We start from the raw sequence: 24,580 nt of genomic DNA, 5'->3' as shown, positions 1-24,580 counted from the left end.
CCGCTCAACTGGCATGGCGGGCACCGCCTCCCGGCGCGCCGAGGGCGTCGAACGGGATCGTTCCCACGTCCTCGAAGCGCACGCGCTCCCCCCGGAACACCGGCCCCTCGGCGCACGCCCTGACCATCCGGGTCGCGCCGTCGTCCCCGATGATCGGCAGCACACAGGTCATGCAGACCCCGATGCCGCAGGCCATCGACTCCTCCACCGCCACCTGCACCGGGATGTCGAACTCCATCGCCACCGCCGTGACCGAGCGCAGCGCCTCCATCGGGCCGCAGGCGTAGACGGCGTCGGCGCGGGTGTCGGCGATCACCGACGGCAGCGCGTCGGTGACCTTCCCCCGGACGCCGAGCGAGCCGTCCTCGGTGGTGAGAGTGGTGGTCTCGGCCATGCGGCGGGCCCGCATCGCGCCGAACACCCGGTCGGCGCTGGCCCCGCCGAGCACGAAGTCGACCCGGCAGCCGCGCTCCAGCAGCGCGTCGGCCAGCGGGAACAGCACCGCGGAGCCGTACTCGGAGCCGACGAGCACGCAGTGGACCGGGTCGCGCGGCAGCGGGAACGGCCGGCCGAGCGGCCCGACCAGGTCGAGCGTGTCGCGGGCACGGCGCTCGGCGAGCCAGGCGGTGCCGGAGCCGCGCACGGTGAAGACGAGTTCCACCGTGCCGCCGTAGTCCGACTTGACGTCGTGGATCGACAGGGCGCGCCTGGTCACCATGGACGTCCGCGCGCCCCCGACCGCGACGGAGACGAAGTGGCCGGGACGGTAGCGCTCGGTGATGCCGGGCGCCACCACGGTCAGCGCATGGTACGCGTCGACCCGGCGCGTCGTCAGCACCGTGCCCGTCACCTGCACCGGAGTGCCGGCCAGTCTGCTTCACCTCCTGGGGGAGCTAGCCCCGTAGTGCCTGCGCGTGCTCCTGGAGGGACCGTACGCCGACATCGCCCCGTACGATCGCCTGGATGCCCGCCGCGGCGGCGGCGAGCCCCGCGACGGTGGTGATGCACGGGATGCCGCGCAGGACCGCGGCGGTGCGGATGTCGTAGCCGTCGAGCCGCGGCCCCGACTGGCCGGGGCTGCCGAACGGCGTGTTGACGATCAGGTCGATCTCGCCGTTGAGAATGCACTGCACACTCGTGGGCTCACCTCCGGGACCTGTCCCCTCACTCTGCTTTCGCACGATCTTGGCACGGACGCCGTTGCGGCGCAGCACCTCTGCCGTGCCCTCGGTGGCGAGGATCTCGAATCCGAGATCGGCGAGCGCCTTCACCGGGAAGATCATCGCACGCTTGTCCCGGTTGGCCACGGATACGAACGCGCGTCCCTTGGTGGGAAGTTCACCGTAGGCGGCGGCCTGCGACTTGGCGAAGGCGATGCCGAAGGACTCGTCGATGCCCATGACCTCGCCGGTCGAGCGCATCTCGGGGCCCAGCACGATGTCGACGCCGCGGAAGCGGTTGAACGGCAGCACCGCCTCCTTGACCGCGATCGAGGCCTCCATCGGCAGCGTGCCGCCGTCGCCGGTGGCGGGCAGCATGCCCTCGGCGCGCAGCTCGGCGAGGCTCGCACCGAGCATCACCCGGGCCGCCGCCTTCGCCAGCGGCACCGCGGTCGCCTTGGACACGAACGGCACCGTACGGCTCGCCCGGGGGTTGGCCTCCAGGACGTAGAGGACGCCGGCCGACATCGCGTACTGGACGTTCAGCAGGCCGCGCACGCCGACCCCGTCGGCGATGGCCTCGGTGGCGGCGCGGATGCGCTTGATGTCCAGGCTGCCGAGCGTGATGGGCGGCAGCGTGCACGCCGAGTCGCCGGAGTGGATGCCGGCCTCCTCGATGTGCTCCATGACGCCGCCGAGGTAGAGCTCGGTGCCGTCGTAGAGGGCGTCCACGTCGATCTCGACGGCCTCGTCGAGGAACTTGTCGATGAGCACCGGATGGCCGCCCTCCTCGGCCGCCATGTAGGTGGTGAGGGTCTCCTCGTCGTAGACGATGGCCATGCCGGCCCCGCCCAGCACGTAGGAGGGGCGGACGAGCACCGGGTAGCCGACGTCCTCGGCCACGGTCAGCGCCTCGGCGACCGTGGTGGCGGTGCCGTGCTTGGGCGCGGGCAGGCCGGCCTCGGCCAGCACCTGGCCGAACGCGCCGCGCTCCTCCGCCAGGTGGATGGACTCGGGCGAGGTGCCGACGACGGGCACCCCGGCGTCCTTCAGCGCCTGCGCGAGGCCGAGCGGCGTCTGGCCGCCGAGCTGCACGATGACGCCCGCCACCGGGCCGGTCTCCTGCTCGGCGTGCACGACCTCCAGGACGTCCTCCAGGGTGAGCGGCTCGAAGTAGAGCCGGTCGGAGGTGTCGTAGTCGGTCGAGACGGTCTCCGGGTTGCAGTTGACCATGACGGTCTCGTAGCCGGCCCTGGACAGCTCGAAGGAGGCGTGCACGCACGCGTAGTCGAACTCGATGCCCTGCCCGATGCGGTTGGGCCCGGAGCCGAGGATGATGACCTTCCGCCGGGTGCCGTACGGGACCTCGCTCTCCTCGTCGTAGGCCGAGTAGAGGTAGGGGGTCTTGGCGGCGAACTCGGCGGCGCAGGTGTCCACGGTGTTGTAGACGGGCCGCAGGCCGAGGGCGTGCCGCAGGTCGCGCACCCGGGCCTCGTCGATGCCGCGGATCTCGCCGATCTGCACGTCGCTGAAGCCGTGCCCCTTGACCCGCCGCAGCACCTCGACGGTCAGCTCCGGCGCGTCGGCCAGCGCCTGCGCCTCCTCCTGCAGCAGGAAGAGCTGGTCGAGGAACCACGGGTCGACGCTGGTGGCCTCGTAGAGCTCCTCGGCGGTGGCGCCCGCCCTGATGGCCTGCTGCATGGTGACCAGCCGGCCGTCATGGGGAGTGCGGCACGCGGCCAGCAGCTCCGCCTTGCCGGCGAGCTCGCCTGCCCAGGTGAACGACGAGCCCTTCTTCTCCAGCGAGCGCAGCGCCTTCTGCAGCGCCTCGGCGAAGGAGCGGCCGATGGCCATGGCCTCGCCCACGGACTTCATGTGCGTGGTGAGCGTGGGGTCGGCGCCCTTGAACTTCTCGAAGGCGAAGCGGGGCACCTTGACCACGATGTAGTCGAGGGTCGGCTCGAAGGAGGCCGGGGTCTCGCGGGTGATGTCGTTGGGGATCTCGTCGAGGGTGTAGCCGATGGCCAGCTTGGCGGCGATCTTGGCGATCGGGAAGCCGGTGGCCTTCGAGGCCAGCGCCGACGAACGGGACACCCGCGGGTTCATCTCGATGACGATCATGCGGCCGGTGCGCGGCTCCACCGCGAACTGGATGTTGCAGCCACCGGTGTCGACGCCGACCTCGCGGATGACCGCGATGGCGACGTCGCGCATGTTCTGGTATTCGCGGTCGGTCAGGGTCAGCGCCGGGGCGACGGTGACGCTGTCGCCGGTGTGCACGCCCATCGGGTCGATGTTCTCGATGGAGCAGACGATGACCACGTTGTCGCGCCGGTCGCGCATGACCTCGAGTTCGTACTCCTTCCAGCCGAGGATGGACTCCTCCAGGAGCACCTCGGTGGTCGGCGAGGCGTCGAGTCCGGCGCCGGCGATGCGCCGCAGGTCGGACTCGTCGTAGGCGAACCCGGACCCGACGCCGCCCATGGTGAACGACGGCCGCACCACCAGCGGGTAGCCCAGCTCGCCGACGGCGGCCAGGCAGTCGTCCATGGTGTGGCAGACGACCGAGCGGGCCGACTCGGCGTTCAGGCCGTGGTCACGGGCGACCTTGGCCACGATGCCCTTGAACAGCTCGCGGTTCTCGCCCGCCTGGATGGCGTCGAAGTCGGCGCCGATGAGCTCCACGTCGTACGCCTCGAGCACGCCGGCCTCGTGCAGCGCGACCGCGGTGTTGAGTGCGGTCTGGCCGCCGAGCGTCGGCAGCAGCGCGTCGGGCCGCTCCTTGGCGATGATCTTCTCGACGAACTCGGGAGTGATGGGCTCGACGTAGGTGGCGTCGGCGAACTCGGGGTCGGTCATGATCGTCGCCGGGTTGCTGTTGACGAGGATCACGCGGAACCCCTCGTCGCGCAGCACGCGGCAGGCCTGGGTGCCGGAGTAGTCGAACTCGCACGCCTGCCCGATCACGATCGGCCCTGAGCCGATCACCAGCACGGACCTGATGTCCTCACGCTTGGGCACGGGTCATGACCTCACAGAACTCGTCGAACAGGTAGGCGGCGTCGTGCGGGCCCGCGGCCGCCTCGGGATGGTACTGAACGCTGAAGGCGCGCCCGTCGAGCAGGCGCAGCCCTTCGACGCACCGGTCGTTGAGGTTGACATGGCTGACCTCGGCCTGCCCGAAAGGGGTGTCGAACGGCCCGTCGAGCGGCGCCTCGACCGCGAAGCCGTGGTTGTGCGCGGAGATCTCCACCTTGCCGGTGCGCACGTCCTGGACCGGCTGGTTGACGCCGCGGTGGCCGTAGCGCAGCTTGTAGGTGGACAGGCCGAGCGCGCGGCCGAAAAGCTGGTTGCCGAAGCAGATGCCGAAGAACGGCACCCTGGCCGCCAGCACGGCGCGCAGCGCGGAAACGTCCGCGGTCGCCGGGTCGCCGGGGCCGTTGGAGAAGAACACGCCGTCCGGGCGCACCGCCATGATCTGCTCGAACGTGGCGGTGGCGGGCAGCACGTGCACCTCGCAGCCGCGTTCGGCCATCCGGTGCGGCGTCATGCCCTTGATCCCGAGGTCGACGGCGGCGACGGTGTAGCGCCTGTCGCCGATCGCGGGGACGACGTAGGGCTCGGCGGTGGCCACCTCGGCGGCCAGGTCGGCGCCCGCCATGCCGGGAGCCTGTCGTACGCGCTCGACGAGCTCCGCCACCGGCTCGGCCGGGGCGGTGAAGATGCCGGCCCGCATGGCGCCGCGCTCGCGCAGGTGCCGGGTGAGGGCGCGGGTGCCGGGGATGGCGATGCCGACGACGCCCTGCTCCTTGAGGTAGTCGTCGAGCGAGCGGTCGGCCCGCCAGTTCGACACCACCCGGGACGGCTCGCGGACCACGTATCCGGCGACCCAGACGCGGCCGGACTCGGGGTCCTCGTCGTTCACGCCGGTGTTGCCGATATGCGGGGCGGTCATCGCGACGATCTGGCGATGGTAGGAGGGGTCGGTGAGGGTCTCCTGGTAGCCGGTCATGCCGGTGTTGAAGACCATCTCGCCGAAGGTCTCGCCTTCGGCTCCGTACGGGGTTCCGTGGAAGACACGTCCGTCCTCCAGGACGAGCACCGCGTTTGTCACACCAGCTTCCCTTCAAGAACGGTGGGCTTGCCGCGCAGGAACGTCGCCACTACCCGGCCGGGCAAGGTCATGCCGGCGTACGGGGTGTTGCGGCTCTTGGACGCGAAGGCGGAGGGGTCCACCTCGGTGCGGGGCGCCGGGTCGTACAGGGTGAGGTTGGCGGGCGCGCCGGCCTCCAGCGGCCGGCCGTGGCCGGACAGGCGGCCGATCCGCGCGGGCGCGGCCGACATCCGGTCGGCGACGGCCGCCCAGTCGAGCAGCCCGGTCTCGACCATGGCCTCCTGCACCACGCTGAGCGCGGTCTCCAGGCCGATCATGCCCATGGCCGCGGCCGACCACTCGGTCTCCTTGTCCTCGACCGGGTGGGGGGCGTGGTCGGTGGCGACGACGTCGATGGTGCCGTCGGCGAGCGCGGCGCGCAGCGCCGCCACGTCGGCCCGGGTGCGCAGCGGTGGGTTGACCTTGTAGATGGGGTTGTAGGCACCGGCCGGCGACTCCTCGACGAGGTCGTCGGTGAGCAGCAGGTGGTGCGGGGTCACCTCGGCGGTGATGTTCCAGCCGTGGGACTTGGCCCAGCGCAGGATCTCCACCGAGCCGGCCGTGGAGACGTGGCAGACGTGCAGCCGGGAGCCGACGTGCGCGGCCAGCAGGCAGTCGCGGGCGATGATCGCCTCTTCGGCGACGGCCGGCCAGCCGGTCAGGCCGAGCCTGCCGGAGATCACGCCCTCGTTCATCTGCGCGCCCTCGGTGAGCCTGGGCTCCTGGGCGTGCTGGGCGATGACGCCGTCGAAGGCCTTGACGTACTCCAGGGCGCGGCGCATCAGCACCGCGTCGGAGACGCACTTGCCGTCGTCGGAGAAGACGCGGACCCCGGCGGCGGAGTCGGCCATCGCGCCGAGCTCGGCGAGCTGCCTGCCGTCGAGGCCGACGGTGACGGCGCCGACGGGCTGCACGTCGCAGTGGGCGAACTCGCGGCCGAGCCGCCACACCTGCTCGACCACGCCGGCGGTGTCGGCCACGGGCGAGGTGTTGGCCATGGCGTGCACGGCGGTGTAGCCGCCGCGGGCGGCCGACTGGGTGCCGGTCCGCACGGTCTCGGCGTCCTCGCGGCCGGGCTCGCGCAGGTGGGTGTGCAGGTCCACGAGGCCGGGCAGGGCGATGGCGCCGCCTCCGTCGACGACGTCGCCGTCATCCTGGAGCGCGGGGCCGATCTCGGCGATGAGCCCGTCCTGGATGCGGATGTCGGCCGGCTCGCCCCCAAGAATCCGGACATTTTTGATTATCACGCGGTTTCTCCCCCGAGCAGCAGGTACAGCACGGCCATGCGGATGGTCACCCCGTTGGCGACCTGCTCGACGATCGTCGAGCGGGACGAGTCGGCCACCTCGGCCGCGATCTCCATGCCCCGGTTCATCGGCCCGGGGTGCATCACGATGGCGTCGTCGGGCATCTTGGCGAAACGGGCCCGGTCGAGGCCGTAGCGGCGGGAGTATTCACGCTCGCTGGGGAAGTAGGCGGCGTTCATCCGCTCCTTCTGCACCCGCAGCATCATCACCACGTCCGACTTGGCCAGCACCGTGTCGAGGTCGTAGGAGACCTCGCACGGCCAGGTGTGCACGGAGACCGGCAGCAGCGTGGGCGGCGCGACGAGGGTCACCTCGGCGCCGAGCGTGTGCAGCAGCAGCACGTTGGAGCGGGCCACCCGGCTGTGCAGCACGTCGCCGACGATCGTGACCTTGCGCCCGTCGAGCGCGCCCAGCCGGCGGCGCATCGAGAAGGCGTCCAGCAGCGCCTGCGTGGGGTGCTCGTGGGTGCCGTCGCCGGCGTTGACCACGCTGCCGTGCACCCAGTTGGCCAGGCGGTGCGGGGCGCCGGAGGAGCCGTGCCGGATGACGACGGCGTCGGCGCCCATCGCCTCCAGGGTCAGCGCGGTGTCCTTGAGCGACTCGCCCTTGGAGACGCTGGAGCCCTTGGCGGAGAAGTTGATCACATCGGCCGACAGCCGCTTGGCGGCGGCCTCGAAGGAGATGCGGGTGCGGGTGGAGTCCTCGAAGAACAGGTTGACCACCGTGCGGCCGCGCAGCGTGGGCAGCTTCTTGATGGACCGTTCCGAGACTCTGGCCAGCTCCTCGGCGGTGTCGAGGATGAGCAGGGCGTCGTCCTTGGACAGGTCACCCGCGGAGATCAGGTGCCGGTTCACTCGGCGCCCCCCTTCATGAGGATCACGGCGTCGCGCCCGTCGGTCTCCCGCAGGAAGACCCTGACCTTCTCGCTCTTGGCGGTGGGCAGGTTCTTGCCCACGTAGTCGGCGCGGATGGGCAGCTCCCGGTGGCCGCGGTCGACGAGGGTGGCGAGCTGGACGGCGGTGGGACGGCCGAGATCGTTGAGCGCGTCGAGGGCGGCGCGGACCGTACGGCCGGAGTAGAGGACGTCGTCGACGAGCACGACGATCTTGCCGTCGATGCCGTCGGCCGGCAGCTCGGTACGGCCGAGCGGGCGGGCCGGCTTCAGCCTCAGGTCGTCGCGGTACATCGTGATGTCGATCGAGCCGACGGGAATCTTGACCCCTTCGAACTCCTCGATGCGGTCGCCGAGCCGGCGGGCCAGAGGCGCGCCACGGGTGGGGATGCCAAGGAGGACGACTTCGTCGGCGCCCTTGGTCCGCTCGAGGATCTCGTGCGCGATCCGGGTCAGCGCCCGATGGATGTCCGGGCCTTCGAGGACGGCCCTGGATTCGGACATGAGGAATGCACCACCTTTCCCGCCTCACGGGACGGGTCTTAAAGGGCGTTGGTCGGGACACACAGTACCAGGCGCTACCAGCCACAACGCGGAGGGTCTCCCCCTGAGGGAGCGTGACGCCCGGGGTTACGGGGATAGAGCAAGGATGAGGTTTCATGTCGATTCAGAGGTGGGCAGGCTCCACCAGGTCCTGCTGCACAAGCCGGAGCTGGCGCTCAAACGGCTCACTCCTGCCAACAAGGACGCCTTCCTCTTCGACGACGTGCTGTGGGTGCAGCGCGCGATGGAGGAGCACGAGGAGTTCCAGCAGGTGCTCCGCGACCGCGGCGTCCAGATCCACCTGCTCTCGGACCTGCTGCGGGAGACCGTCGACATCCCGGAGGCGCGCAAGCACATCCTGGACGCCGTCATCGACGAGCGCTGGCTCGGCCCGATCGCCGTCGACGACATCCGCAACGCCCTCGACGTGATGGACGCCGACACCCTGAGCACCTACCTGACCGGGGGCATCACCAAGGGCGAGCTGGCGGCGCTGGGCTGCGCCCCCCAGTCGGTGCTGCTGCACACGATGCGCGAGGAGGACTTCATCCTGCCGCCGCTGCCCAACCACCTGTTCACCCGCGACACCTCCTGCTGGGTCTACGACGGCGTGTCCGTCAACGCCATGAAGAAGAAGGCGCGGATGCGCGAGACGGTGAACATGGAGGCGATCTACCGCTTCCACCCGTCCTTCGCCGCCGGGTACGACCGGCCGGAGCAGGGCGGCTACCACGTCTGGATGCCCGGCCAGGCGGTGGCGCCCGCCACCTTGGAGGGCGGTGACGTGCTGGTCATCGGCCGGGGCGCCGTACTGGTCGGGATGAGCGAGCGCACCCAGCCGCAGACCGTCGAGATGTTCGCGCGCAGCCTGTTCAGGGCCGGCTCGGCCACCAGGATCGTGGCGCTCAACATGCCGAAGGCCCGCGCCTTCATGCACCTCGACACCGTCATGACCATGCTGGACGTGGGCGTCTTCACGCAATATGCCGGACTCGGCATGCTGCCCGCCTACACCATCGAGCCGGGCCGTACCGACAAGGAGCTCAAGGTCACCGACCACCCGCCGCAGGACATGCACCAAGCCATCGCCCGCGCGCTGGACCTGCCCGACATCACGGTGCTCACCCCCACCCAGGACGTCTACGCCGCCGCGCGCGAGCAGTGGGACGACGGCTGCAACGGGCTGGCCATCGAGCCCGGCGTGGTCGTCGCCTACGAGCGCAACACCACGACCAACAACTTCCTGCGCGACAACGGCATCGAGGTCATCACCATCCGCGGCAGCGAGCTCGGCAGGGGACGCGGCGGGCCGCGCTGCATGAGCTGCCCACTCGTCCGCGACGGCATCTGACGGAGGCTGACGGAATGCGGGTCATCGTCGCGCTCGGCGGCAACGCGCTGCTGCGCAGGGGCCAGAGCATGGACGCGCACACCCAGATGGGCAACGTGCGCGGCGTCGTCAAGACGCTCGCCGACCTCGCCAGGAAGCACGAGCTCATCATCACCCACGGCAACGGCCCGCAGGTCGGCATGCTGGCCCTGGAGAGCGCCTCGGACCCGAGCCTGGACCGCCCCTACCCCTTCGACACGCTCGGCGCGCAGACCCAGGGCATGATCGGCTACTGGATGCTCCAGGCGCTGCAGAACGCGCTGCCGGGCAGGCAGGTGCTGGCCATGGTCACGCAGACCCTGGTGTCGGCCGTGGACCCGGCCTTCGACGACCCGACCAAGTTCGTCGGCCAGGTGTACGAGCGCGAGAAGGCCGAGAAGCTGGCCGCCGAGTACGGCTGGACCGTCAAGCCCGACGGGCCCCACTGGCGGCGCGTCGTCCCCTCCCCCGCGCCGCAGCGGGTGGTGGAGACGCGGCTGATCCGCCGGATGGTCCGCGAGGGGGTCGTGGTCATCTGCGCGGGCGGCGGCGGCATCCCGGTCGTCCGGGACGAGCAGGGCCGCCTGGCGGGCGTGGAGGCGGTCATCGACAAGGACCTCACCGCGTCCATGCTGGCCGAGGCGCTCGACTGCGACGCGTTCCTGATCCTCACCGACGTGCCGCGGGTCATGCGGGACTTCGGCACGCCGCGGCAGAGTGAGATCGCTCACACCACCCCGTACGAACTGCGCGCCATGAGTTTCCCGGCCGGCTCGATGGGCCCGAAGGTGGACGCCGTCTGCCGGTTCGTCGAGACCACCGGCGACATGGCCGCCATCGGCAGGCTCGACCAGGCCGAACGCATACTAGGCGGCGACGCGGGAACGATCGTGACACCGAACGCCAGATGGCCGCTGACCAGCACGCTCTAGGCGTCGAGGAGGTCCAAGGTGTCCCTGGCGAGGCAGCTGTTGCGTACCAAGCCGACAGAGCGCATCGTCGCCGAGGGCGGCCACGGCTTGGGCGGCGATCTGCGCCGCACCATGTCGCTGTGGCAGCTCACGCTGTTCAGCGTCGGCGCCACGCTCGGCACCGGCATCTTCGTCATCCTCGGCCAGGCCGTGCCCAAGGCCGGCCCGGCGGTGGTGCTGGCGTTCGTGCTGGCCGCCATCACGGCGCTGTTCTCCGCCCTGTCCTACGCGGAGCTGGCCGGGACCATCCCGGTGTCCGGCTCGTCCTACTCCTACGCCTACGCGACCATGGGCGAGCTCGTCGCCTGGATCTGCGGCTGGTGCCTCATGCTGGAGTACGCCGTCTCGGTGGCGGCCGTCTCGGTGGGCTGGGGCGAATATCTCAACGCCTTCCTGCAGAGCCTGTTCGGCTGGCACCTGCCCGACGCGATCACCCGCTCCCCCGGTCAGGACGGCGGGGTGGTGAACCTCACCGCGATCCTGATCGTGCTGCTGGCCACCTGGCTGCTGCTGCGCGGGGCGTCGGAGAGCGCCACGGCCAACGCCGTGTTCGTGCTCATCAAGATCGCCGTGCTGCTGTTCTTCTGCCTGGTGGCGTTCACCGGCTTCACCGCCGGGAACTTCACCCCGTTCGCGCCGATGGGCATCGCGGGCGTGACGGCCGCCGCGTCCCAGGTGTTCTTCTCCTACATCGGCTTCGACGCCGCCTCCACCGCCGGTGAGGAGGCCAAGAACCCCGCACGCGACCTGCCCCGGGCCATCGTCCTGTCGCTGGCCATCGTGACGGTCATCTACGTGCTGGTCGCGGTGGCCGCCGTCGGCGCCATGCCGTGGACCGAGTTCGACCCCGAGCACACCGAGGCGAGCCTGTCGCTCATCGCCGACCTCGCCACCGGCTCCACCTGGGCGGGCCTGATCGTGTCGTTCGGCGCGGTGATCGCCATCGCCAGCGTGGTCCTCACGGTCATGTACGGCCAGACCCGCATCCTGTTCGCCATGTCCCGCGACGGGCTGGTCCCGCGCATCTTCCAGCGGGTGAACCCGCGCCGCCAGGTGCCGGTCGCCAACACCCTGATCGTCACCGCGTTCATCGCGGTGCTGGCCGGCCTGATCCCGCTCGGCCAGCTGGCCGAGGCCACCAGCATCGGCACGCTGTTCGCCTTCGCGATCGTGAACGCCGGCGTCCTCATCCTGCGCTACCGCCGCCCCGACCTGCCGCGCAGCTTCCGCACCCCGCTGTTCCCGGCCACGCCGGTGCTCGGGGTCATCTTCTGCTTCCTGGTCATGGCCGGCCTGGCCGGCGTCACCTGGGTGGCGTTCGGGCTGTGGATGCTCGCGGGTCTGATCTGCTACTTCCTGTACGGCTACCGCCACTCACGGCTGAACGCCGAGGTGCCCTCATGAAGTTCGACAACGTACTGACCGGTTTCCTCCCGCTGCCCCAGGGCCGCGACGGGCTGACGCTGGCCGTACTCCTGGCCAGGCAGGCCGGCGCGCGGCTGACGGTGGCGACCGTGCAGCCGCCCGCGTGGGGCGCGCCGGGGCCGGCCAGGGCCGACGCGAGCGCGTGGGCCGCCTACCTGAAGGAGCAGGCCGTCGACACGCTCGCGCAGGCGCGCGAGCTGGCGGGCGAGGACGCCGACTTCATCACCCACACGCACAAGGGCAGCGGGCGGGGGCTGGTGGAGCTGGCGCGCAAGCGCGGCGCGGACGCTGTCGTGATCGGCTCCGCGCCGGGCGCGCGCGTCGGCCGCATCGCCGTCGGCAGCACCGCCGACCAGCTCCTGCACGCCTCGCCGGTGCCCGTGGTGCTCGCCCCGCGCGGCTACGCCGACAATCCGCCCGCGACGCTCGACCGCCTCACCGTCGCCTACCGGCGCGGCCCGTGCGCCGACGCGGCGGTCAAGCGGGCGGCCGAGCTCGCCGGCCGCATGGACCTGCCGCTGCGGCTGGTCACGCTCCTGCTGAGCAGCGCCCAGCCGGTCAAGGTGGAGCTGGACATGCTGGCGCGGCTTCGCGACCAGGCGACCGCCGACCTCAACGCCGCGGCGCGCGGGCACCGGCGGCGCACGGACGTCGAGGTGGAGCTCCTGGAGGGCAGGAGCGTCGCCGCCGCACTGGCGAACGGCCAGTGGCTCGCGGGGGATCTCATCATCTGCGCCTCCAGCGACTCGGGGCCGCTCAGGCGCGTGTTCCTCGGCGACACCAGCATCAAGATCGTAAGGGCTGCGACCTGCCCTGTCATGATCCTGACGCGTACTCCCTGAGCCGGCGCGAACTGCGCTGAAAATACCGTTACCAGCGGGACAACAGGGATCTTTGAGGCTTTCTATGTCGGATCGGATTCGACATCTTTTTTCCAATCAGCTTGACCTCAGGCGTCCACCCCTTTACCGTCACTGTGCGTAACCAAAACCGCGCGGCGTTCCAGGGCAAACCTGAGGCCATGGCTACCGATTGGTGCCGAACCCGGCACCGGACCCCCGGTGGCTCAGGCATTCGCCGCAAGGGAGCACAATCTACTGAGAGCTATACATACGAGAGCCGGGGGGCCACACAAATGCCGTCTGAGTACGCAAAGTCGCTGGGTGCACGACTCCGCGCCATCCGCACCCAGCAGGGCCTGTCCCTGCACGGAGTCGAGGAGAAGTCGCGCGGGCGCTGGAAAGCCGTCGTCGTGGGCTCGTACGAGCGCGGCGACCGCGCGGTCACGGTGCAGAAGCTTGCCGAGCTTGCCGACTTCTACGGGGTGCCCGTCTCCGAGCTGCTGCCCGGCGGTGCCGCGCCCAGCCCGCTCGGGCCGACACCAAAGCTTGTCATCGACCTGGAGCGTCTTGCCTCGCTGCCGAAGGAGAAGGCGGGCGCCCTGGCCCGCTACGCCGCCACGATCCAGAGCCAGCGTGGTGACTACAACGGCAAGGTCTTGTCCATCCGCCAGGAGGACCTGCGCTCCCTGGCTGTGATTTATGACAAGTCGCCCAGCGAGCTGACCGAGGAGCTCATCAGCTGGGGCGTCCTCGACGCCGAGGCCCGCCGAGCCGTCGAAGCGTTCTGACCCGTACCGGCAGTCGTGCCCTCACGGGCAGCCGGGCCCTTACGGGCAGTCGGGGCGCGCCCTCCCAAGGCGCGCCCCTTCACGCCCCACCTCGCACACCCACCTCCCACCAAAGCGCCCAAATCCAAATATCCAACCCAAATCCCCGCAATTTCCACACATTGCCATCGGGATAAGGGGCCGGCATTCAGGGCGCACGACAGAGACCTTCGCCTTGCCTGGCGAATCACCGACAAGCACAAAGAACTCAGTGAGAGACACCGGCCCGCACGCCCCCGCACGAGAGATGCCCGCCCCTCAGGCCCTCGCGTGAGAGACACCAGCCAGGCCCCCGCGTAAGCGACACCGGCACGCACGCTCCCGCACGAGAGATGCCCGCCCTCAGGCCCTCGCGTGAGAGACACCGGTCAGGCCCCCGTGTAAGCGACACCGGCCCGCACGCCCCCGCACAAGAGACGCCCGCCCTCAGGTCCCCACTGAGAGACACCAGCCAGGCCCCCGCGTGAGGGATACCGGCACGCAGGTCCCCGCACTCAGGTCCTCGCACGACGACCGCTCAGCGCCGGTCCGCCGGAGAGTGTCGGTCTGCCGCGGGCGGAGGTGGCGGTCAGCCCGCCAGGGGCACGTTCGCGGGGAGTTGTGGCTGGGCGGGGACGCCGAGGAGGTCCTCGACGGTGGAGACAAAGGTGTCGGCCTCGGCCAGGAGCTCGTCCGCGTCCGCGGCGCTGATGCCCCGGACCACGCCGGCCTCCGCGGCGGCGCGCTTGCCGGCGCTCACCGCGAAATAGGCCGCCCACTCGGCGAGCTGGGGCTCGGCCTCGGGGAGCAGGTCCCACGCGCTGCGCAGGCGGCGCCTGCGGCCTTCCATGGGACGTGGGCGAGCGGCCAGGACCGCCGCTGCCGCGCGCAGCGCCGCCAGGTGTGCCGCCACATAGCGAGAGGCCGGGGTGCGAGCCGCAGCCGCCTCAGCCAGGCAGGAACGAGAATCGGTCAAGTGTGCCCGAACCGCAGGCGACAGCCGGGGCCCGGGCGTATCTCTGAGCCGTGGTGCCATCTTGCTCGCCTCCTTCGAGTCGTTGGCGACTCCCGACGTTGCCACCGGTGAGGTCAGAATCGCAGACCCCACCGACAATTTCGCCGGGCCGGCCGGACGAGGAGCTTCCCCTCTCCCCGTCCGGCCAGGACACGCCCACTCGTCTCCGCCGACGACGAGGACGCACCCTTCGCCCGTGGAGCCTGGTCGCGGGCCTCGCTTGGGGGAAGCGATGGCCCACGACCAGGTCCATAGACGTGAGCCGCGAGCCTCACGTCACTAGGTCGAACATAATTTCGATCACGCGCGCTGTCAACCGGTTCCACGAACACAGGTTCGATGACCATGATGTGTATACCCGCTGCGGAGCCGTACCAGACCCACTAGCACCCCGTACGCGAACAATCACCGCAAAACGGGTCCGTACAGGAAGCCGGCGCACCGAGGCCACCCCGAGACCAACATCGAGCAGACGAGAGCAGGGCCGCACCCCAGAGCCGCCCCAGAGCCGATCCGCGGCCCGAACTACGCGCGGGACGCCAGGAGCGGGGCTCCAGGGGGCAGGGGGCAGGCCGAGTGGACTGGATGGCGACAGGGGCGCAGGGCGGGGGTGGGATGGCGCCGGCCGCCGTCGCCGCGCGGGTGGCGGGGCGACGGCGGCCGGCGGGGGTGGCTCAGTCGACCGAGATGGCTCCCGATGGGCAGAGGTTGACGGCGCGGCGCACCGCCTCCTCCAGGTCCGCGGACGGGTTCGGCTCCAGGAGGACGACCAGCCCTTCATCATCGCTCTGGTCGAACACCTGCGGAACCGTGAGCGCGCACATGCCCGCTCCGATGCACAGCTGGGTGTTGGCCTTGATCTCCATGCGTTCCTACCAGGTGACAGGGAGGCGGTGGACTCCGTAAATGCTCATGTCCGAGCGCATGGGCACCTCCTCAGGTGGTACCGCCAAGCCTAGGCCAGGTAGCCGGCGCAACAGCGCACCGTAGGCGATGCGCATCTCGATGCGGGCGAGTTGCTGGCCGAGGCACTGGTGGATGCCGTGCCCGAAGGCCAGGTGACCGGTGGCCTCGCGGGTGACGTCGAGGCGATCTCCGCCCGGGAAGCGGGAGGGGTCGCGGTTGACGATCGGCAGGTGCAGGGTGACGGAGTCGCCCTTCTTGACGAGGCGGCCTTCGAGCTCGACGTCTTCCAGAGCGGTCCTGATGGGACCGAGGTGGATGATGGTGAGATAGCGGAGCAGCTCTTCGACCCCGTTGTTCACCTGGGCCGGGTCGTCGCGCATGGCGGCGAGCTGACCGGGGTTGGTGAGCAGGGCGTAGGTGCCGAGCGCGATCATGTTGGCGGTGGTCTCGTGCCCCGCGACCAGCAGCAGGACCGCGACGCCGGTCAGCTCCTCGTCGTTCAGCTCGCCGCTCGCCACCAGGCCGCTGATGAGGTCGTCCCCGGGGGCGGCGCGCTTGCGCTGGATGAGCCCGTACAGGAAGGCGGAGATCCTGGTGAGCGCGTCCATCGCGTCCTGGCCCTTGGCGTCCAGGTCGATCAGGATCTTGGTGTCCTCCTGGAACTGCGCCCTGTCCTCGTACGGCACGCCGAGCAGCTCGCAGATCACCAGCGACGGGATGGGCATCGCGAAGGCGCTCACCAGGTCCACCGGCGGCCCCGCGGCCTCCATGGCGTCCAGGCAGGACTCGGTGATCTCGTGGATCCTCGGCTCGAGCTGCTTCATCCGCCGGACGGTGAACTGGCCGGTCAGCAGTTTGCGGTAGCGGGTGTGCTCGGGCGCGTCCATGCGCAGGAAGAAGCCGGGCGGCACCTTGAGCTCCTGCTCGCGCATCTGCTGGGCGAGCTCCATCCGGCTGGGGAGCGGCGGGTGCGTCAGCTCGGGACGATTGCTGAAGCGCGGGTCGGCGAGCACGGCGCGGGCCACGGCGTAGCCGGTGACCAGCCAGCCTAGGTGGCCGTCGCTGTAGGTCATGCGGTGTACGGCGTCCTGTTGCCGGATGCGGGTGTACACCTCGGGCGGGTCGAGGGGATGTTCGCGCTCGAAGGTGAGGGTCAGGTCGGTCATCTGGATCTCCTCTCGCGGTCTGCCCCTAGAAAACAACATCAAGTGCAAAATTACAACAAGTGAAATAGATAAGTCGATGCAGTACAGTTCGTCCCATGGTGGGCCTACGGGAGCGCAAGAAGCAGCGCACACGCCAGGCGTTGGTACGAGCAGCGCTCCGGCTTTTCCAGGACAAGGGATACGAGGAGACGACGATCGCGGAGATCGCCGCCGAGGCCGACGTCTCCACGCGGACGTTCTTCAGCTACTTCGCTAGCAAGGAGGACGTGGTCCTGCACGACGCGCCGGAGCGCATGCGAGAGGTCCTGGCCCGGGTCCGGGACAGACGGCCGGGAGAGCCGGTGGCGGACCTGCTGATCCGGGTCGCCGGCGGCAGCCTGGACTCGGCCACGGCCGAGGAGGGCTTCGACGGCGTGGAGGAGGCGCAGGCCAGACTTGGTCTGATCATGACCGTGCCCGCGCTTCAGGCCCGCGCGCTGCAGACGCTGTTCGGCAACCAGCTGCGGCTCGCGCGGGCGCTCCAGGAGGCCTACCCCGGCGAGCTGGACCTCGTGCAGTGCGCCGCGGCGGTCGGCTCCCTGATCGGCGCGGTCAAGCTGACCGCCATGGCCACCCTCACCAGGGGCGACTCGCGCGAGCAGGTGTGGGAGGCGCTGCACCGGGCCATCGACGTCAGCGTCCGCGGCCTGCGCGACCTGGAAGCGGCCGAAAGGCCCGAGCCACCGTTGACCGCCCCCGCCCGCTGACGCTCGCGGGCGCCCGCGAGCGTCAGCGGGCTCAGCGGGCTCAGCGGGCTCAGCGGGCTCAGCGGGCTCAGCGGGCTCAGCGGCGGAACTTACCTCGTACGTGCACCGGGACGCCCGTGCCGACCAGGCCGGGGACTTCCTCGGCCACGTTCATCGGCATGCGGACGCAGCCGTGGGAGGCCGGGTAGAGCGGCACCGACAGCGCGCCGTGGAAGGCGATGCCGCCGTTGAAGAAGATCGGGTTGTAGAGCTGCCCGAGATAGGACCGGTGCCAGCCGTCCCGGCGCCAGGTGGTGCGGAAATCGCCGGTCGGGGTGCTGGCCGAGCCGCAGAAGCGCTGCGGCCTGCCCTGCCAGTCGGCGGTCTCGCAGTAGGGGATGTTGCTGCCCGAGGAGACGTGGGTGATCAGCTCCACCTTGCCGCGCACGTACAGAACCATGAGCTGCTGGGTGAGGTTGACCTCGGCGCGGGTCGCCTTGCCGTTCCTGACCAGGACCTTGGGCGACTTGGGGGCCTCCAGGGCCGACCAGGTGGCGCGGCCGATGGTGCTGGTCGGCCGGATGCCGTTGACCTTCTGGAACGCCCACACCGCGGCCAGCGTGGTGCCACCGTAGCGGCCGTCTGCCTTCCCGGGGCGGTAACCCAGCTCCCTCAGGCGGCGCTGCAGCCAGGAGACCTCTTTGCCCTTCGCGCCCAGCTTGAGCTTCTTGTCCGGCGCGATGACCGGAGCGACCGACCCCGCCTGACCCCCGGCGCTCGTCGCGCTCGTCGCGCTCACCGGGCTCGTCGCGCTCACCGGGCTCGGTGTGCTCGCCGCGGCCGGCGATGACGCCTGGGTGCCGCAGCCGGCGAGGGCGACGACTCCCGCCGCGAGGAGAGCGGTCAGTCCTGGCAGCCGATGAACTCCCACCAGTACCACCTCTCAAACCATTACCAACCGAATCAAAAGACTCTACATACCAGCGCCAAGAACGTAAACCGCCGGTCAATGTGTTTAGAGTGTCCGCATGCCCGAGAAGTTGCCCGCTAACGCGATACGTGTGGAAACTGCGCTCCGGAGTCTGGGGGCCGCAGGTGAGATCGTGGTGCTGCCCGAGAAGGCGCCCACGGCGGCCGCCGCCGCGGCCCAGGTCGGCTGCGAGGTCGGCGCCATCGCCAACAGCCTGATCTTCGAAGCCGACGGCGCGCCACTGCTGGTGCTCACCAGCGGCGCGCACCGCGTGGACGTGGAGCTGATCGCCCGCACGGCGGGCGTCCAGAAGGTACGGCGAGCGACGCCGGAGTTCGTCAGGGAGGCCACCGGGCAGCCGATCGGCGGCGTGGCTCCCGTCGGCCATCCGGCCCCGGTGCGCACGCTGGTGGACAACTGGCTGAGCAAGCACGAGGAGGTGTGGGCCGCCGGAGGCCACCCGCACACCGTCTTCCCGACCACCTTCGACGAGCTCGTCCGCATCACCGGCGGCACACCCGTCGAGGTCGAGTGACGCGCGGCGGGCGGGAGTAGGGTTCGACCGTGATCGAGTTTCGCGGCGCGGGACCCATCGAGTTCGGCGAACGCCTGGACACGGTGATCGACATCTACAGCGCCGCCATGCGTCCGCCCGCGGACCAGCTCCCCGGCCGCAAGGCCATCATGCGAAATCATGGGATATATCCCTATTTCCAGTGCTATTTCGCGGAATGGCGTGATGCGCCGTTCGGTGTCCGGGGGACGGCGGAGCCCCGGATCGTGGGGTTCGCCTACGGGTTCCGCGGCGCGCCGGGGCAGTGGTGGCACGACGTCGTCCACCGGGAGCTGACGGACCGCGCCGGCCGCGAGGTGGCCGACGCCTGGCTGGGGCACGCCTTCGAGCTGGCCGAGATCCACGTTCACCCCGACTACCAGGGCAAGGGCATCGGCCGGGCCATGATCAGGACGCTGTGCGCCGGTCGCCGCGAGCGCTCCGCCGTCCTGTCCACCCACGATCGCCCCACGGCCGCCCGCCACCTCTACGCCAGCCTGGGCTTCACCGACCTGCTGAGCAGGTACGTCTTCCCGGGCGGCTACGAGGAGTACGCCATCGTCGGCAGGCCGCTCCCCCTGACCCGCGCATGACCTGAGGAGGATTGAACCCGCACGTCAGCGGGCATCTCCGATAACAGAGAGCGACACATCCTTTACTCTCTGCCCACCTTCCCCGACGCCACCCGCCCGGTCCCCCTGCGGGCGGGTGGCTACCCCGAGCCCTCACGAAAGCCGCGGCTCCTCGTGCGCGCGGCCCTTCAGCTCGTGGAAGTGCGGGGTGCCCGCCACCAGCAGCGTGCCGTCCCACAGCCGCCCGGCCTGCTCACCGGTGGGCAGGCGGGAGATGACCGGGCCGAAGAAGACGATCCGCTCCTCCGCCGCGCCCGTGACCGCGCAGATCGGGGTGCCGATGTGCTCGCCGAGCAGGGAGATCCCCTCGGCGTGCGAGGCGCGTACCAGATCGTCGTGGGCGTCGCTCTGGCCGGCCTCCGCGAGGTCGGCGGGGAGCCCGGCGGCGGACAGCGCTCGCCGGAAGTCGCCGAGCCAGTCCTGATCGTCGCCGCTGCCGCTCCACAGCTCGGTGTAGAAGCGCCCGAGCGCCTCGCCACCGAAGCGATGCCGTACGAGGGCGGCGATGCGGGCGGGCACCCAGAGATAACCCTCGGGATCGTTCTCCGGATCGTCGTCGCGGCCCTCGTTGAGCACCGACAGGCTCATCACGTGCCAGTGGATCTCCACCGGGCGGACCTTCGCGACCTCCAGCAGCCACCGGGAGGTGAGCCAGGTGTACGGACACGAAGGGTCGAACCAGAAGTCAGCCTTCATCCCACCAGTCAACACCCGGCGCCGGGATCAGCCCGACAGCACCGATGCGGGCTGCAGGCGCTGGAACACCTCACGGGTGGCGCTGGAGCGGTTGAAGGTGATGAAGTGGATGCCCGGCGCGCCCTCGTCGAGCAGCCGCTGGCACAGCTCGGCGCCGTGGTCGATGCCGAGGCTGCGCACCGCCGCCGGGTCGTCGGCGACGGCCTCGAACCGGGCCGCCACGTCGGGCGGGAACGGCGCGCCGGACAGCTGCTCCGAACGGGCGATCGTGCTCAGCTGGGTCACCGGCATGATGCACGGGATGATCGGGGTGTCGCAGCCGCGTGCCGCGACCCGGTCACGCAGCCGCAGGTAGTCCTCGGCCTGGAAGAACATCTGCGTGATCGCGTAGTCGGCGCCGGCCTGGCACTTGCGCACGAACTGCTCGGTGTCGGACTCGATGGACGGCGAGCGCGGGTGCTTGTAGGGGAAGGCGGCCACGCCCACGCAGAAGTCGCCGGCCTGGCGGATCAGCCGGACCAGCTCCTCGGCGTAGAGGACGCCTTCGGGGTGCTTGACCCACTCCGCCAGCGGGTCGCCGGGCGGGTCGCCGCGCACGGCGAGGATGTTGCGCACGCCGGCGTCGGCGAAGCGGCCGATCAGGTGGCGCAGCTCCCGGATGGAGTGGTCGACGGCGGTGAAGTGGGCGACGGGCGTGAGCGTGGTTTCCCGCGTCACCCGCTCCACGATGTCGACCGTGCGGTCACGGGTGGACCCGCCGGCGCCGTAGGTCACCGAGACGAACGTCGGCCGCAGCGACTCCAGCTCCCTGATCGCCTTCCACAGCTGCCGCTCCCCCTCGTCGGTCTTGGGCGGCATGAACTCGAAGGAGAACGACCGCCCGCCCGCGGCGAGGAGCTCGCGAACGGTGGGAACACGATCGGGGAGGACGGAGGGTCGACCAAGCGCCATGCGACCAAGGTTACCCGTTGCCCGGCCGGCACCTCCCGCCGCAGAGGAATCAGCCGATATGAGGCGCTCTCCTGCCGCCGATGCCCGGCCACTAGTCTCAAGGCATGAGCACAGATGCCGCGAACATGGACGACTTGCGCGCCCAGGTGGACCGTCGCCTGAGGGAGTTCGTCGAACGGCAGCTACACACCCCCGGCGGAGCCGAGTTCGAGCCGCTCCGCACGGCCGCGGCGGACCTGCTGTCAGGGGGCAAGCGCCTGCGCCCCGCCTTCTGCTACTGGGGCTGGCGCGCCGCCGGCGGCACCGACGAGCCCGGCGTGTTCACCGCGGCGGCCTCGCTGGAGCTGCTGCAGGCCAGCGCCCTCGTGCATGACGACGTGATGGACAAGAGCGACCTGCGCAGGGGCATGCCGGCCGCGCACCGCCGCTTCGAGACGCTGCACGGGAAGTCCGGCTGGCAGGGCTCGGCCGAGCAGTTCGGCGAGGGTGCCGCGATCCTGCTGGGCAACCTGCTGCTGATCTGGTCGGGCGAGATGTGGCGCACCAGCGGCCTGCCTCCGGAGTCGCTGGCGGCGGCCCAGCCGGTGCACGACCACATGCGCACCGAGCTGATGTGCGGGCAGTATCTGGACCTGCTGGAGCAGGCCGCCGGCGAGAACACCGTCGAGTCGGCCCTGCGCGTCGCGCTCTACAAGAGCGGCAAATACTCCGTCGAGCACCCGCTGCGGCTCGGCCTGGTGCTGGCCGCGGGCAAGCTGGAGCCGTGGATGGACGAGCTGTGCACCGCCTACGGCACCCGGGTCGGCATCGCCTTCCAGCAGCGTGACGACATCCTCGGCGTGTTCGGAGACCCCGCCAGGACCGGCAAGCCGGCGGGAGACGACCTGCGCGAGGGCAAGCGGACGATGCTCGTGGCCCGCACGCTGGCCGCCGCCTCCGCACACCAGGCGAGCACGGTCCGCGGCCTCCTCGGCGACCGGCACCTCGACGAGCGGGGCGTGGCCACCCTGCGCGAGATCATCGAGGGCACCGGCGCGCTGCGGGAGTGCGAGGACCTGATCGGCGACTATCTGACCGAGGCGCTCGCCGCACTCGAACAGGCGCCGATCACGCCCGAGGCCCGCGCCGCCCTGGCCGACCTCGCCGTCGCGGCCACCTCCCGCAGAACCTGACCAGCACGAGCGGCCGAGCCCCGCGAAGGACTCCCCGGACCTGTACGGCGCGACGGGCTCCCTGGGCCAGTACGGCCGAGCCCCGCGAAGGGCTCGGCCGTCTCGGCGCTACGGCGAGGCGGGCCGGGCCCCGGTGAGCCGCTTGGCGAACTCGGCCGCGGCCGCGCCCGGGTCCTCCGCGTCGGTGATCGCGCGCACGACCACGACCCTGGACACGCCGTACGACATGACCTCGTCCAGGTTGGCCAGGTCGATGCCGCCGATGCCGAACCACGGCCGGTCCACGCCCAGCGACGCCGCGTGCCGGAGCAGCGGCGGTCCGGGCGCGTGCCGGCCGGGCTTGGTCGGCGTGGGCCAGATCGGGCCACAGCAGAAGTAGTCGACGCCCTCCTCCACAGCCGCGGCGGATGCCTCGGCGGTGGAGTGGGTGGACCGTCCGATGATGATGTCGTCGCCGAGTATCTCTCGCGCGACGGTCACAGGAAGGTCGTCCTGCCCCAGGTGGAGCACGTCTGGATGGGCGGAGTAGGCGATGTCGGCCCGGTCGTTGACCGCCAGCAGCCGGCCGTGCCGGTCGCAGGCGTCACGGAAGACCTCGAGCAGCGCGAGCTCTTCGCGCGCCTCGAGTCCCTTCTCCCGCAACTGGACGATGTCCACGCCCGCGGTGAGGACCGCGTCGAGGAAGTCGGCCAGGTCACCACGGTCGCGCCGACCATCGGTGCACAGGTAGAGGCGAGCGTCAGAAAGCGAGGGCCTGGGCACGCCGTTTCACCTCTGTATGACGACCGGCCTGGATCGCCTGGACGGGCGAACCGGGCAGCGAGTCGTCGGGGGTGAAGAGCCAGCGCAGCGCCTCGACATCGTCGTAGCCGGCGTCCTGCAGCACGGTGAGTGTGCCGGGGAGGCCCTTCATCACGTCCTTTCCTTCAAGGAACACCGCGGGCACCTGTGGCCCGCCGCTGCCCCGCCTTACGCCGAGCAGCTTGTGATCCTTGAGGAGCTGCTTGGCCCGCCCCAGGGGAAGCCCCAGGCGCTGGGCCACTTCGGGGAGAGTGAGCCACTCGTCAACGAGCTGGTCGGTCTCCCGGTCGATCTGTGCAACAGAAAGCGTCACGAAACCACAACTACCACACGCCGTGCTTGCTCAAACAACACAATCTCGTAGGGGTACGTCTGGATCGACCAGGCGTTCCGTGTCCAGACGGTGACCCGCGTCGATGATCCGGCGTCCCTGGACGAGGTCGCGGGGCCGGTCCACGGACAGCACCGCGGCCAGGGTGTCCTCGTCGGTGAGCCAGCAGGCCGACCACTTGCCCTCCGGAGTGCCCCGGTACAGCAGCCGCCGGCCGGCCGGATGGTGGCCCGCGTACTGGATCATGTGGCCGAACTGCTCCGACCAGAAGTAGGGGACCGGGTCGTAGACCGCCTTCTCCCCCAGCAGGGTCGCGGCGGCGACCTCGGGCGCGCTCAGCGCGGTGTCCCAGTGCTCCACGCGCAGCCTGGCCTGGTAGCGGCGCGACCACCAGGCGGCGCAGTCGCCCACCGCGACCACGCCCGGCATCGAGGTGCGCAGGTGCTCGTCGGTGACGACGCCGTTGTGCAGGTCGATGTCGGCGTCGGCCAGCCATTCGACGGCCGGGCGCACGCCGATCCCGGCGACGACCACGTGCGCCTGCACGAACCCGCCGCCGACCAGCTCCACGCCGCCCTCGTCCACCGACCCGACCATGGTGTCGAGCCGCAGGTCGATGTCGTCGTACCAGCTCAAGGTGCGGGCGCCGATCTCGGCGCCGACCGCGAGCGCGAGCGGGGCGGAGGACGCCTCGATCACCGTCACCGCGCACCCGGCCCGGCGGGCGGCCGTGGCCACCTCCGCGCCGATCCAGCCCGCGCCGATGACCGCCACGCGGGCGCCGGGAACGAGCCTCGCCCGCAGCTCCAGGGAGTCGTCCAGGGTGCGCAGCACGTGCTGGGGGCCGTCACCGGGCAGGGTGATCGGCTCGGTCCCGGTGGCGATGACCAGCCCGTCGTAGGCGAGCTCGCCCTCGGTGGTCTCCACCGCGTCCGCGCGCAGCGCCTTGGCCGAGACGCCGGGCCGGAAGTCGATCCCCATCGCGGACAGGTCGGAGTCGACATAGCTGGAGTCGGAGTCGCCGAGCAGCACGGCCTTCGACAAGGGTGGGCGGTCGTAGGGCCGGTGCCGCTCCTGACCGATCAACGTGATCCTGCCGTCGAAGCCCCGCGCACGCAGCGCCTCGACGCTGCGCACGCCCGCCAGACCCGCTCCTACCACCACGACACGATTCACGTAAATGACCATAACGGG

At 70.6% G+C, this 24,580-nt stretch carries 24 protein-coding genes; 9 read left to right on the top strand and 15 right to left on the bottom strand.

The window, feature by feature from the left end; all coding sequences use genetic code 11:
- Nucleotides 1–4: 4 nt before the first annotated feature.
- Genes OHA68_RS30270 through pyrR form a run of 6 tightly spaced genes read right to left on the bottom strand, consistent with a single transcriptional unit; the run spans nt 5 to nt 8,016 of the window.
- Complete coding sequence (locus OHA68_RS30270; protein WP_189140295.1) at nt 5–871, bottom strand: dihydroorotate dehydrogenase electron transfer subunit; 867 nt, start codon at nt 869–871, stop codon at nt 5–7.
- Between the two features lie 22 nt (nt 872–893).
- The gene (gene carB / locus OHA68_RS30265; RefSeq protein ID WP_327103305.1) at nt 894–4,181 is read right to left on the bottom strand and encodes a carbamoyl-phosphate synthase large subunit; all 3,288 of its coding nucleotides are present in this window, start codon (nt 4,179–4,181) and stop codon (nt 894–896) included.
- The gene (gene carA / locus OHA68_RS30260) at nt 4,168–5,274 is read right to left on the bottom strand and encodes a glutamine-hydrolyzing carbamoyl-phosphate synthase small subunit (RefSeq protein ID WP_327103304.1); all 1,107 of its coding nucleotides are present in this window, start codon (nt 5,272–5,274) and stop codon (nt 4,168–4,170) included. The genes carB and carA overlap by 14 nt, the downstream gene beginning before the upstream one ends.
- Entirely contained in the window at nt 5,271–6,560 is a 1,290-nt protein-coding gene (locus OHA68_RS30255; protein WP_327103303.1) for a dihydroorotase, read from the bottom strand. Before OHA68_RS30255 ends, carA begins: the two co-directional genes overlap by 4 nt.
- Nucleotides 6,557–7,474, bottom strand: coding sequence for an aspartate carbamoyltransferase catalytic subunit (locus tag OHA68_RS30250; RefSeq protein WP_189139913.1), 918 nt, complete (start codon nt 7,472–7,474; stop codon nt 6,557–6,559). The genes OHA68_RS30255 and OHA68_RS30250 overlap by 4 nt, the downstream gene beginning before the upstream one ends.
- A complete protein-coding gene (gene pyrR, locus OHA68_RS30245; RefSeq protein ID WP_189139912.1) occupies nt 7,471–8,016 on the bottom strand; it encodes a bifunctional pyr operon transcriptional regulator/uracil phosphoribosyltransferase PyrR in 546 nt (181 codons plus the stop codon). Before pyrR ends, OHA68_RS30250 begins: the two co-directional genes overlap by 4 nt.
- Before the next feature lie 145 nt (nt 8,017–8,161).
- Between pyrR and OHA68_RS30240 the strand changes: the two genes are divergently transcribed.
- The 5 genes from OHA68_RS30240 (at nt 8,162) to bldD (ending at nt 13,450) form a co-directional block, all read left to right on the top strand.
- Nucleotides 8,162–9,406: an arginine deiminase gene (locus OHA68_RS30240; protein WP_327103302.1), complete on the top strand. Its 1,245-nt coding sequence runs from the start codon at nt 8,162–8,164 to the stop codon at nt 9,404–9,406.
- 14 nt (nt 9,407–9,420) lie between these two features.
- Nucleotides 9,421–10,356, top strand: coding sequence for a carbamate kinase (gene arcC / locus OHA68_RS30235; RefSeq protein WP_327103301.1), 936 nt, complete (start codon nt 9,421–9,423; stop codon nt 10,354–10,356).
- 18 nt (nt 10,357–10,374) lie between these two features.
- A complete protein-coding gene (locus OHA68_RS30230; RefSeq protein WP_327103300.1) occupies nt 10,375–11,799 on the top strand; it encodes an amino acid permease in 1,425 nt (474 codons plus the stop codon).
- Nucleotides 11,796–12,662 carry a universal stress protein gene (locus OHA68_RS30225; RefSeq protein ID WP_327103299.1) on the top strand — a complete coding sequence of 289 codons (867 nt, stop codon included), beginning with the start codon at nt 11,796–11,798 and terminating at the stop codon, nt 12,660–12,662. Before OHA68_RS30230 ends, OHA68_RS30225 begins: the two co-directional genes overlap by 4 nt.
- A gap of 293 nt (nt 12,663–12,955) precedes the next feature.
- The gene (gene bldD / locus OHA68_RS30220; protein ID WP_189139907.1) at nt 12,956–13,450 is read left to right on the top strand and encodes a transcriptional regulator BldD; all 495 of its coding nucleotides are present in this window, start codon (nt 12,956–12,958) and stop codon (nt 13,448–13,450) included.
- Between the two features lie 607 nt (nt 13,451–14,057).
- Here bldD and OHA68_RS30215 read toward each other — a convergent pair.
- The 3 genes from OHA68_RS30215 to OHA68_RS30205 form a co-directional block, all read right to left on the bottom strand.
- Nucleotides 14,058–14,504 carry an SAV_6107 family HEPN domain-containing protein gene (locus OHA68_RS30215; protein ID WP_327103298.1) on the bottom strand — a complete coding sequence of 149 codons (447 nt, stop codon included), beginning with the start codon at nt 14,502–14,504 and terminating at the stop codon, nt 14,058–14,060.
- A 653-nt stretch (nt 14,505–15,157) separates the two neighbouring features.
- On the bottom strand, nt 15,158–15,349 hold the full coding sequence (locus tag OHA68_RS30210; RefSeq protein WP_189139905.1) for a ferredoxin: 192 nt from the start codon (nt 15,347–15,349) through the stop codon (nt 15,158–15,160).
- A gap of 6 nt (nt 15,350–15,355) precedes the next feature.
- Nucleotides 15,356–16,555, bottom strand: coding sequence for a cytochrome P450 (locus OHA68_RS30205; RefSeq protein WP_327103297.1), 1,200 nt, complete (start codon nt 16,553–16,555; stop codon nt 15,356–15,358).
- Nucleotides 16,556–16,650: 95 nt separating this feature from the next.
- Here OHA68_RS30205 and OHA68_RS30200 point away from each other — a divergent pair, with 95 nt between their 5' ends.
- Nucleotides 16,651–17,301 (top strand): TetR/AcrR family transcriptional regulator, encoded by a 651-nt coding sequence (locus tag OHA68_RS30200; RefSeq protein WP_189139903.1) that lies wholly within the window; start codon nt 16,651–16,653, stop codon nt 17,299–17,301.
- A gap of 76 nt (nt 17,302–17,377) precedes the next feature.
- On the opposite strand, the gene OHA68_RS30195 is transcribed toward OHA68_RS30200, so the two are convergent.
- The gene (locus OHA68_RS30195; protein ID WP_327103296.1) at nt 17,378–18,211 is read right to left on the bottom strand and encodes a L,D-transpeptidase family protein; all 834 of its coding nucleotides are present in this window, start codon (nt 18,209–18,211) and stop codon (nt 17,378–17,380) included.
- Nucleotides 18,212–18,308: 97 nt separating this feature from the next.
- Here OHA68_RS30195 and OHA68_RS30190 point away from each other — a divergent pair, with 97 nt between their 5' ends.
- Together OHA68_RS30190 and OHA68_RS30185 are read left to right on the top strand one after the other, a co-directional pair.
- The gene (locus OHA68_RS30190; RefSeq protein WP_327103295.1) at nt 18,309–18,785 is read left to right on the top strand and encodes a YbaK/EbsC family protein; all 477 of its coding nucleotides are present in this window, start codon (nt 18,309–18,311) and stop codon (nt 18,783–18,785) included.
- Nucleotides 18,786–18,814: 29 nt separating this feature from the next.
- Nucleotides 18,815–19,396 (top strand): GNAT family N-acetyltransferase, encoded by a 582-nt coding sequence (locus OHA68_RS30185; RefSeq protein WP_327103294.1) that lies wholly within the window; start codon nt 18,815–18,817, stop codon nt 19,394–19,396.
- 132 nt (nt 19,397–19,528) lie between these two features.
- On the opposite strand, the gene OHA68_RS30180 is transcribed toward OHA68_RS30185, so the two are convergent.
- The gene (locus OHA68_RS30180; RefSeq protein WP_327103293.1) at nt 19,529–20,131 is read right to left on the bottom strand and encodes a mycothiol-dependent nitroreductase Rv2466c family protein; all 603 of its coding nucleotides are present in this window, start codon (nt 20,129–20,131) and stop codon (nt 19,529–19,531) included.
- A gap of 27 nt (nt 20,132–20,158) precedes the next feature.
- Entirely contained in the window at nt 20,159–21,082 is a 924-nt protein-coding gene (gene metF, locus OHA68_RS30175; protein ID WP_327103292.1) for a methylenetetrahydrofolate reductase [NAD(P)H], read from the bottom strand.
- Nucleotides 21,083–21,186: 104 nt separating this feature from the next.
- On the opposite strand from metF, the gene OHA68_RS30170 reads away from it, so the two are divergent.
- Complete coding sequence (locus tag OHA68_RS30170; protein WP_189143376.1) at nt 21,187–22,254, top strand: polyprenyl synthetase family protein; 1,068 nt, start codon at nt 21,187–21,189, stop codon at nt 22,252–22,254.
- Nucleotides 22,255–22,362: 108 nt separating this feature from the next.
- Here OHA68_RS30170 and thiE read toward each other — a convergent pair whose 3' ends face one another.
- Genes thiE through OHA68_RS30155 form a run of 3 tightly spaced genes read right to left on the bottom strand, consistent with a single transcriptional unit; the run spans nt 22,363 to nt 24,562 of the window.
- Entirely contained in the window at nt 22,363–23,016 is a 654-nt protein-coding gene (thiE, locus tag OHA68_RS30165) for a thiamine phosphate synthase (RefSeq protein ID WP_327103291.1), read from the bottom strand.
- Nucleotides 22,994–23,368, bottom strand: a complete 375-nt coding sequence (locus OHA68_RS30160; protein WP_327103290.1) for an Rv2175c family DNA-binding protein — start codon at nt 23,366–23,368, stop codon at nt 22,994–22,996. The genes thiE and OHA68_RS30160 overlap by 23 nt, the downstream gene beginning before the upstream one ends.
- Nucleotides 23,369–23,398: 30 nt before the next feature.
- Nucleotides 23,399–24,562: an NAD(P)/FAD-dependent oxidoreductase gene (locus tag OHA68_RS30155; RefSeq protein ID WP_327103289.1), complete on the bottom strand. Its 1,164-nt coding sequence runs from the start codon at nt 24,560–24,562 to the stop codon at nt 23,399–23,401.
- Between the last annotated feature and the right edge of the window lie 18 nt (nt 24,563–24,580).

Source organism: Nonomuraea glycinis (assembly GCF_035920485.1).
GTDB lineage: Bacteria > Actinomycetota > Actinomycetes > Streptosporangiales > Streptosporangiaceae > Nonomuraea > Nonomuraea glycinis.
The sequence above is the reverse complement of the archived record's forward strand: the minus strand, read 5'-3'. Positions and strand labels throughout refer to the sequence as shown.

Excerpts from the sequence above, each read along its gene's own strand:
- bldD (WP_189139907.1), top strand. The coding sequence starts at position 12,956 with ATGCCGTCTGAGTACGCAAAGTCGCTGGGTGCACGACTCCGCGCCATC.
- OHA68_RS30215 (WP_327103298.1), bottom strand. The coding sequence starts at position 14,504 with ATGGCACCACGGCTCAGAGATACGCCCGGGCCCCGGCTGTCGCCTGCG.
- pyrR (WP_189139912.1), bottom strand. The coding sequence starts at position 8,016 with ATGTCCGAATCCAGGGCCGTCCTCGAAGGCCCGGACATCCATCGGGCG.
- OHA68_RS30225 (WP_327103299.1), top strand. The coding sequence starts at position 11,796 with ATGAAGTTCGACAACGTACTGACCGGTTTCCTCCCGCTGCCCCAGGGC.
- OHA68_RS30240 (WP_327103302.1), top strand. The coding sequence starts at position 8,162 with ATGAGGTTTCATGTCGATTCAGAGGTGGGCAGGCTCCACCAGGTCCTG.
- arcC (WP_327103301.1), top strand. The coding sequence starts at position 9,421 with ATGCGGGTCATCGTCGCGCTCGGCGGCAACGCGCTGCTGCGCAGGGGC.
- OHA68_RS30210 (WP_189139905.1), bottom strand. The coding sequence starts at position 15,349 with ATGGAGATCAAGGCCAACACCCAGCTGTGCATCGGAGCGGGCATGTGC.
- OHA68_RS30190 (WP_327103295.1), top strand. The coding sequence starts at position 18,309 with ATGCCCGAGAAGTTGCCCGCTAACGCGATACGTGTGGAAACTGCGCTC.
- metF (WP_327103292.1), bottom strand. The coding sequence starts at position 21,082 with ATGGCGCTTGGTCGACCCTCCGTCCTCCCCGATCGTGTTCCCACCGTT.
- OHA68_RS30180 (WP_327103293.1), bottom strand. The coding sequence starts at position 20,131 with ATGAAGGCTGACTTCTGGTTCGACCCTTCGTGTCCGTACACCTGGCTC.
- OHA68_RS30205 (WP_327103297.1), bottom strand. The coding sequence starts at position 16,555 with ATGACCGACCTGACCCTCACCTTCGAGCGCGAACATCCCCTCGACCCG.
- OHA68_RS30200 (WP_189139903.1), top strand. The coding sequence starts at position 16,651 with ATGGTGGGCCTACGGGAGCGCAAGAAGCAGCGCACACGCCAGGCGTTG.
- OHA68_RS30170 (WP_189143376.1), top strand. The coding sequence starts at position 21,187 with ATGAGCACAGATGCCGCGAACATGGACGACTTGCGCGCCCAGGTGGAC.